Origin of the sequence: Saccharopolyspora shandongensis, from assembly GCF_900106995.1 — a bacterium.
In the GTDB taxonomy this organism is placed as follows: domain Bacteria; phylum Actinomycetota; class Actinomycetes; order Mycobacteriales; family Pseudonocardiaceae; genus Saccharopolyspora; species Saccharopolyspora shandongensis.
The window spans coordinates 22,268-29,827 of the sequence record NZ_FNOK01000084.1 but is presented as its reverse complement, the minus strand read 5'-3'; the positions used below and the strand labels follow the sequence as shown (position 1 = coordinate 29,827).

6 protein-coding genes are annotated in these 7,560 nt (G+C 70.3%); 1 reads left to right on the top strand and 5 read right to left on the bottom strand.

The genetic code is table 11. The features are described 5' to 3' along the window. Both BLW84_RS43125 and BLW84_RS43120 read right to left on the bottom strand, forming a co-directional pair. Positions 1-1,145: acetyl-CoA C-acetyltransferase (locus BLW84_RS43125; RefSeq protein WP_177227019.1), on the bottom strand; the 1,145-nt coding region annotated here is incomplete at its 3' end. A gap of 330 nt (positions 1,146-1,475) precedes the next feature. Then, positions 1,476-2,483: a hypothetical protein gene (locus BLW84_RS43120; RefSeq protein WP_093278121.1), complete on the bottom strand. Its 1,008-nt coding sequence runs from the start codon at positions 2,481-2,483 to the stop codon at positions 1,476-1,478. A gap of 133 nt (positions 2,484-2,616) precedes the next feature. Between BLW84_RS43120 and mce the strand changes: the two genes are divergently transcribed. Continuing rightward, complete coding sequence (gene mce, locus BLW84_RS43115) at positions 2,617-3,063, top strand: methylmalonyl-CoA epimerase (RefSeq protein WP_093278119.1); 447 nt, start codon at positions 2,617-2,619, stop codon at positions 3,061-3,063. 63 nt (positions 3,064-3,126) lie between these two features. Here the strand turns inward: mce and BLW84_RS43110 are convergent, their stop codons facing one another. The 3 genes from BLW84_RS43110 to BLW84_RS43100 all read right to left on the bottom strand — a co-directional run bounded on the left by BLW84_RS43110 (position 3,127) and on the right by BLW84_RS43100 (position 7,493). Then, positions 3,127-5,523, bottom strand: coding sequence for a penicillin acylase family protein (locus BLW84_RS43110; protein ID WP_093278117.1), 2,397 nt, complete (start codon positions 5,521-5,523; stop codon positions 3,127-3,129). Positions 5,524-5,616: 93 nt separating this feature from the next. After that, positions 5,617-6,264, bottom strand: coding sequence for a response regulator transcription factor (locus tag BLW84_RS43105; RefSeq protein WP_093278115.1), 648 nt, complete (start codon positions 6,262-6,264; stop codon positions 5,617-5,619). Then, complete coding sequence (locus BLW84_RS43100) at positions 6,249-7,493, bottom strand: sensor histidine kinase (protein WP_093278113.1); 1,245 nt, start codon at positions 7,491-7,493, stop codon at positions 6,249-6,251. Before BLW84_RS43100 ends, BLW84_RS43105 begins: the two co-directional genes overlap by 16 nt. Positions 7,494-7,560 lie beyond the last annotated feature (67 nt).

Here is a 7,560-nt window from a genome sequence, read left to right as displayed (position 1 = left end):
CCACCACCGCACAACGCCGCCGCACCAACACCGCCACCACGACGCCTGAGCTCCAACGCCAAGTGCAACACCAACCGCGCACCCGACATCCCGATCGGATGCCCCAACGCGATCGCACCACCGTTGACGTTCACCCGCTCCTCATCAACACCCAACGCACGCATCGACGCGATCCCCACCGCCGCGAACGCCTCATTGATCTCCACCAGATCCAGATCCGCGACCTCGACCCGCTCCCGCGCACACGCGGCCCGGATCGCATTCGACGGCTGCTCATGCAAACTCGCATCCGGCCCCGCGACCACACCATGCGCACCGACCTCGGCAAGCCACGACAACCCCAGCTCCTCAGCCCTGGCCTTGCTCATCACCACGACCGCCGCCGCACCATCGGAAATCTGCGACGCCGACCCCGCCGTGATCGTCCCATCCGATGCGAACGCCGGACGCAGCCTCGCCAGCCCCTCCACCGTGGTGTCCGCGCGAATGCCCTCATCGGCGTCCACGACCAGCGGGGCGCCCTTGCGCCGCGGCACCTCCACCGGCGCGATCTCCTCCGCGAACACACCCCGCTGGGCGGCAGCCGCCGCACGCCGATGAGACCGCGCCGCGAACGCGTCCTGCTCCTCGCGGGTCAACCCATACCGCGCGTTGTGCTTCTCCGTCGACAACCCCATCGCGACCTGATCGAACGCACAGAACAAACCATCATGCGACATGTGATCCAACATCGACACATCACCGAACTTGAAACCCTCACGCGACCCCGTCAGCAAATGCGGCGCCTGCGTCATCGACTCCTGACCACCCGCGACCACCACATCGAACTCACCCGCCCGGATCAACTGATCCGCCAACGCGATCGCATCCAGCCCCGACAAACACACCTTGTTGATCGTCAACGCCGGCACATCCATCGGAATGCCCGCCGCCACCGCAGCCTGCCGCGCCGGAATCTGCCCCGCACCCGCCGTCAGCACCTGACCCATGATCGTGTACTCGACCTGATCAGGCCGCACCCCAGCCCGCTCCAACGCAGCCCGAATCGCGAACCCACCCAACTCCGCACCCGAAAACCCCTTCAGCGAGCCCAGCAACCGCCCCATCGGAGTACGAGCCCCCGCCACGATCACAGAACTGCCCACCACTGCCTCCCGGTGCGTCTTCGTCGGTCGCCACGGCATCGATGCGCCGCAGCACCATGATGGCCCCGCGGGCGCTTCCGGACCATACCCGCGATGACACCCGGTGCCACCTGTGACGACTGCCATAACCAGGCGCTACGGACGGCAGGAAGGTTCCCTTCCTCGCACCCTTCACCGGCTCCGGTGACAGGAAAGTTCCCATGCTCCCAACGCCGCACGCCCCGGCGATCCGGCCGCCGGATGACAGGAAGGTTCCCTTCCTCGCAAGCCCTGCCGGCCACGCCCGGCCGCAGGTGGAAGGCCGGGCGTGACAGGAAGGTTCCCCTGCTCTCAGCAGTTGCCGGTGCCGGTGGTGGTGTCGCAGAGGCTGGTTTCGGCTGCCCAGGACAGCTTGGTGCGGGCGTTCACGCCGAGTTCCCGGGACGCCGACACGTCGGTGCCCGCGCCGGAGTCGGCCTTCAGCCAGTACCGCACCTCGTAGCCCTTGCCGCCCTTGGCGTAGGTGAAGACGTAGAACGGCGCCGGGACCGGGGCCGGCCCGAAGTCGGGGGCGGTCCAGGCCTTTTCGCCTTCCGCCTCGCCCGGGTCGACGTACAGGCAGTCGTACTTGGTGCCCTCGTAGGTGCAGGCGCGCGGCTGCGCCCCGCCGTACCTGGTGACGCTGGCGTCCTTGGTGACGCCGTCGGATTCCAGCCGCTGGTAGATCGTTTCGCAGGCGCCCGCGTCGCAGGCGTGCCAGTCCTTCCACGCGATGGCTCGGGCGCGCGCGGTGGACGATCCGCCGTTGATCGCGCCGCAGAACTTGCCGACCATGTACGGCACCATCTTCTGCGCGGCGCCGACCGAGTCGATGGCGGTCGCCGCGGTCTCCTTGGCGCCGAGCCCGGCCGAGTCGAGCTGCCAGATGCCGACGCCCGGGTTGAAGAACAGGCCCTTGGCGCGCTGTTCGGGGTCGGCGAGGGAGGTCTGGTCGTCGTAGCGGGACAGGGTCATCGGCGACGGCGCCTTGCCTGATCCCGCCACCTCGGGCCACGTCGTGGACAGCGCCAGGTTGGTCGCGGCTTCGGCGCTGATCGTGCAGTTGGCCGCCCCGGCCGCCTCCTTGGCCGCGGCGCTCACCGCTTCGTGCGGTTCGGTGCCGAACACCAGCGGCCCGGGCGCGACCCAGGCCCGGTCCCGGCGCAGTTGGGCCGCGTTCGGGTTGTCGCCGCCTCCGCCGCTGGTCACGCCGTCGCCGCCGGCGGCCAGCGCGGCGGGTACGCCTAGCCCGATGGTGACTGCGAGCACTGCCGTCAGGATCGCGAGCCCGCGCACCGGCCCACGTTGCTTTCTCGCCATCCTTGCCCCTTCCAGGTGAATCAGCCACATGCTCGTGCGTAGCAAGGTCACCCGACTCCGCTCGTTGGGGCAATTCGATCTTCCGGATTTGCCGGTATTCCCGGAAAATGTGGTCGCGAGTTACGCTGCGGGCATGCGAGCGGACTTAACCGGCCTGGTCACGGCCGTGGATCACGTGGGCATCGCGGTGGCCGATCTGGACGCGGCCATCGCCTTCCAGCGGGACACCTTCGGGCTAGAGGTCGCGCACACCGAGGTGAACGAGGAACAGGGCGTGCGCGAAGCGATGATGCGGGCGCCCGGAGACGCCACGGGCGTGACGCAGATTCAGCTCATCGCGCCACTGCGCGACGATTCGGCGATCGCGAAGTTCCTGGACCGCAACGGCCCCGGCCTGCAGCAACTCGCCTACCGGGTGACGGACATCGATGCGGCCATGGCGGCGATCCGCGCCAAGGGATTGCGGCTGCTCTACGAGGAACCGCGCCACGGCACGGCGAACAGCCGCATCAACTTCGTGCACCCCAAGGACGCCGGCGGCGTCCTCGTCGAACTCGTCGAACCAGCCGAAGTCCACTGAGGACACCGTCCGGGTCGTGAGTGCTTTGTGCCGCCATAGCAGCACAAAACACTCACGACCTGATCACGACGGGAGAAGCAGCATCCGGTGTTCGGCGATCTCCTCGACCGCTTCGCGGCTGTAGGCGAGCGGGAAGTACTCGCCGGTGCGCCAGGATTCGGCCAGGTCCCGGTAGTGCGGGTCGTCCGGGTTCCCGGACTGGCCGGGCGTGTTGACCGCGACCGAGGAATCCCAGTCGCCCACGTCGAGGACCATCCGGAACGACGGGCCGTTGGTCTGCCGGAAGTCGTTCGTCCGGTACGACGACTGGTTCACGGTGTCCGGGGAGCCGCCGCGCGGCAGCGGGCCGACGTCGAACCGGGCGCGCTCGGTGGCGTCGAACGCCTTCGACGCCGGGTGCTGGAAGAAGCTGTGGTGCAGCTTTCCCCACCGCCACCTGCCTTCGCCGCGTCCGAGCAGCTCCTGCACCTCGGCGTAGGCGGTGCGCAGCGTGTCCAGCAGCAGCCGGTCGCGGGCCGCCTCGTCCGGCAGCCACCTGCCGGGCTTCTCCAGTTCGCCGAGCAGGACCAGCGTGTCGGCGTCCTCGATCACGCCGGCGGCCTTGGGCACGGCGGCGCGCACGAACCCGGGTCCGAGGTGCTTCGACAGCCACACCTCGAACAGCGCCGCGGCGTTCGAATCGGCCGCCTCCACCGCATCCCATCCCCGCAGCAGCCGCAGCGCGCGACGGAGATCGGATTCGCCGCTGTCCAGTTTGGACAACAGGGCGAGCAACCGCCGGGCCGGGATGGACAGCTGATCGTTCTGCAGCGCCGTCGAATCCGCCACGGTGTGCTTGCGCTGCCGCGACAGCACCTCCACGATCCGCTGGTGCCGGAACGGGTTGGTCCACTCGAACCCGAGGCCCTTGTCCTGGTGTTCCGGCGGCAGGTTGAACTGGTTCGCGGTGGCGATGAACCCGGCCGCCGGGTTGAGCTGGCGCGGCAGGTCGTCGCCGGAGTAGAAGCCGTTCCACTCGTATCGGCCGTCGCCGGGCACCGGCAGCAGGCCGTCGTAGCCGACCCGCTTGGGCGCGAGACCGCCGGGCACCCAGCCGATGTTGCCGTCGACGTCGGCGTAGACCTGGTTCTCCGTCGGCGCGCCCCAGTTGCGCATCGACGCGGTGAACTCGCGGAAGTTCCTGGCCCGCATGTAGGAGATGCTGCCGAAGTACGGCGACATGCCCGGTTCCAGCCAGGCCGTCCGCACTGCGTACGCGAGGTTCCGCTGCTCGTCCACGCGGATCACCGGGCCGTGCCTGGTGAACGCGAGCTCGACGGTCCGGTCCGCCTCGCCGAACACGGCGACCGTCTCGCGCCGGATCGACATCGACTCCCAGCCGTCCCGGTAGCGGTAGCGGGTGCGGTCGGCCGGGTCGAGCTGGTAGACGTACAGGTCTTCCTGGTCCATCGGGAAGATGGTGAGCCCGAACGCGATGGTGCCGTTGTGCCCGATGGAGATTCCCGGCAGCGCGGGCTCGCCGGCGCCGATCACGTCCAGACCGGGCGCCGACAGGTGCGTGATGTAGCGCAACGACGGCGCCGAGTAGGCGCGGTGCGGGTCGTTGGCCAGGATGGGCCGCCCGGTGGCGGTCCGCTGCCCGCCGACCACCCAGTTGTTGCTGCCTTCCGTGGTCGCGTCGCGGATCGTCCTGGCGCGGACCGAGCCCTCCTTGAATTCCACCTCCTGGGTGGCGAGCTCGAAGACCGCCAGCACGTCCGCCGGCATCGCGCACGGGTCGAAGCCCTCCGGCACGGTCGTCCGCCGGTCGGGCTGCAGGCCCTGCCGGACCAGGTCCGCGTCCACCCCGGCGGCACAGGCCACCTTGGCGCGCTTGACCTCGCTGGTCAGGTTGCGGGTCAGGCCGTGGCTGCGGATGCGCACCACGTCCGCCGGTTCCCAGCGGGCGGGCCGGTAGCCGAGGATGCCGAACTCGGCCGGCAGCCGCTCCGGGTGCTGGTCCAGCCAGTCCAGGTAGGCGTTGATGCCGGCGGTGAACTGCGTCGCGATCCGCTGCGCGTCCGGGGCGTAGCGCGACCATTCCACGTCCATGTCGCCGCGGTAGAGGAACAGCCTGGTGGCGCGGTCCTGGTCGACGTAGTCGGGGCCGAGCACCTCGGCGAGCCGCCCGAGGCCGCGGCGGCGCCACAGGTCGATCTGGAACAGCCGCTCTCGCGCGGCGTTGAAGCCCTGGGCGAGGAAGACATCGTCCTCGCTGCTCGCGTACAGGTGCGGGACGCCGTAGCGGTCCTCGATCAGCTCGACCGGCGCCCGCAGGCCCTTCACCTGGAAGTTCGTCACCGGTGCCGGGTCACCGGGAGTCGCGCTCGCCGCGGCCCCCATCACACTCGCTCCGGCGATTCCCGCCGCAGTCGCGACGAAGCCCTGCCGCCGGGAAAAACGCACGCGCCCAACGTCCACCACAACCTCCCGCGTCGACCACCTGCAGGAAGTTGTAGTCCGGGCAACATCTTTTCACAAGGGTGAAGCGACTTCATATGAGCCGGGCCCGTGTCAGGGGGTGTTCAGATAGGCGAGGACGGCGAGGACGCGGCGGTTCTTGTCGCCGTCATCGGTGATGCCGAGCTTGCCGAACAACGAGGTGGTGTACTTGCTGATGGCGCTTTCGCTGAGGAAGAGGCGCCGGCCGATGGCCTGGTTGGACAGTCCTTCGGCCATGAGGCCCAGCACGGAGTGCTCGCGTTCCGTGAGCCGCTCCAGCCGCCGGTTCGAGGCCCCGCTGGACAGCAGTTTGGCGATGACAGCCGGATCCATGGCGGTCCCGCCGCCGGCGACGCGCTGCAGGGCATCCATGAACTGATCGGCGTCGAAAACGCTCTCCTTCAGGAAGTAGCCGATGCCGCCGGCGCCGTCGGCCAAGAGCTCGCGGGCGTAGAGCTGTTCGACGTACTGCGAGAGGATCAGGACCGGCAGCCCGGGCAGTTCGCGGCGCGCGGCGATGGCCGCCCGCAGGCCCTCGTCCGAGCTGGTCGGCGGCATGCGCACATCGACGATGGCAACGTCCGGCCGCCACCGCAGCAGCGCGTCGAGCGTTTCGGGCCCGGTGGCCGCCGTCGCCACCACCTGGTGCCCGAACGCCTCGACGAGGCGGACCATGCCGTCCCGCAGGAGGTAGAGGTCTTCGGCTACGACGATTCGCACGGCACCATGATCCTCGCGCGGGTCGGGCCGCCAGCCGGGCTGGTGATCTCGCACGTGCCGTCGAAGGCCGCGAGGCGGCGGCGCAGCCCCGCCAGCCCGCCGCCGGCCCGCACCTCGGCTCCGCCCCGGCCGTCGTCCTCGACGTCGACGACGAGCCGGTTTCCGCCCAGGGCGATGGAGATCTGCGCGCGGGTCGCGTCGGCGTGCTTCACCGCGTTGGTCAGCAGTTCCGCGATCCCGAAGTACGCGGCGGACTCGATCGGCGGGTCCAGGCGCAGCTGGACGCCGGCCCCGAGCGGGCTGTCCAGGGCGAGAGCGCGAACGGCGTCGACGAGCCCCCGGTCGTTGAGGACCGGCGGGTTGATCCCCCGGACCAGTTCGCGGAGCTCGGTCAGCGACGTGGCGGCGCCGACCCGCGCTTCCCGCATCAGCGCCTTGGCCTGGCCGGGGTCGGTTTCCAGCAGCCTCTCGGCCGTCGCCAGGGAGAGCCCGAGCCCGACCAGCCGGGCCTGCGCCCCGTCGTGCAGATCCCGCTCGATCCGGCGGATCTCGGCGGCCTGCGCGATGGTCGTGTCCGCGCGCTGGGTGGTCAGCTCGTCCACCCGGTCCGCCAGCACCATCGCGGGCGACGCGCGCAGGAAGCGGGCGGCCACCGGCACGATGGGCCGCCAGGCGTAGGGCGCACCGGCGATGGCCACGACCAGGCCGAGCACACCGACGAGACGCGCGGAGGGCTCCGGCTGGACGAACCCGATGACGGCCGCGGCGACTCCGGCAAGCGGGATGGCCGCGATCGCGCCCGCGGTGAGCGGCGCGATCGCCGTGAACCGCAGGTCACGCCAGGTGGCGGGATCGCTCCACCACAGCCGCCACCGCTGCTCCTGGCGGGCGTCCCGGCTGGTGCGCGAGTAGGAGTAGCCGTTCCACCAGTACCCGGTCGACATCCGCGTCACCGGACCGGCCTGCCGGTATCCGTCCGGGATGACGGTGGCCGTCCACCTCGCGACGAGGGAGCGGACCATCCTGCACACCGGGCGGGACAAGGCGAAGGTGCCGATGCACGCCCACGCGAACGGCGCGATCCACGACCACGGGTTCCCGCCCCACCAGATCCACAGCGCCACGGCGGCGGCCCACACCGCCGGGACCGGCATGGTGACGACCACGACGGCGCACGCTCGCGCGAACCCCGTGCAGGCGCGCGCCACCCACGACACCACTCGTCGCATGATCTTCCTTCTCGCTCCATCGACCCGGCGCCGCGATTCCCGCACTGCGCCGGTCCGGCCGGTCCGG

What these genes read in the sequence shown, in the direction of transcription:
- BLW84_RS43120 (WP_093278121.1), bottom strand. Translation starts at nt 2,483, where the DNA reads ATGGCGAGAAAGCAACGTGGGCCGGTGCGCGGGCTCGCGATCCTGACG.
- mce (WP_093278119.1), top strand. Translation starts at nt 2,617, where the DNA reads ATGCGAGCGGACTTAACCGGCCTGGTCACGGCCGTGGATCACGTGGGC.
- BLW84_RS43100 (WP_093278113.1), bottom strand. Translation starts at nt 7,493, where the DNA reads ATGCGACGAGTGGTGTCGTGGGTGGCGCGCGCCTGCACGGGGTTCGCG.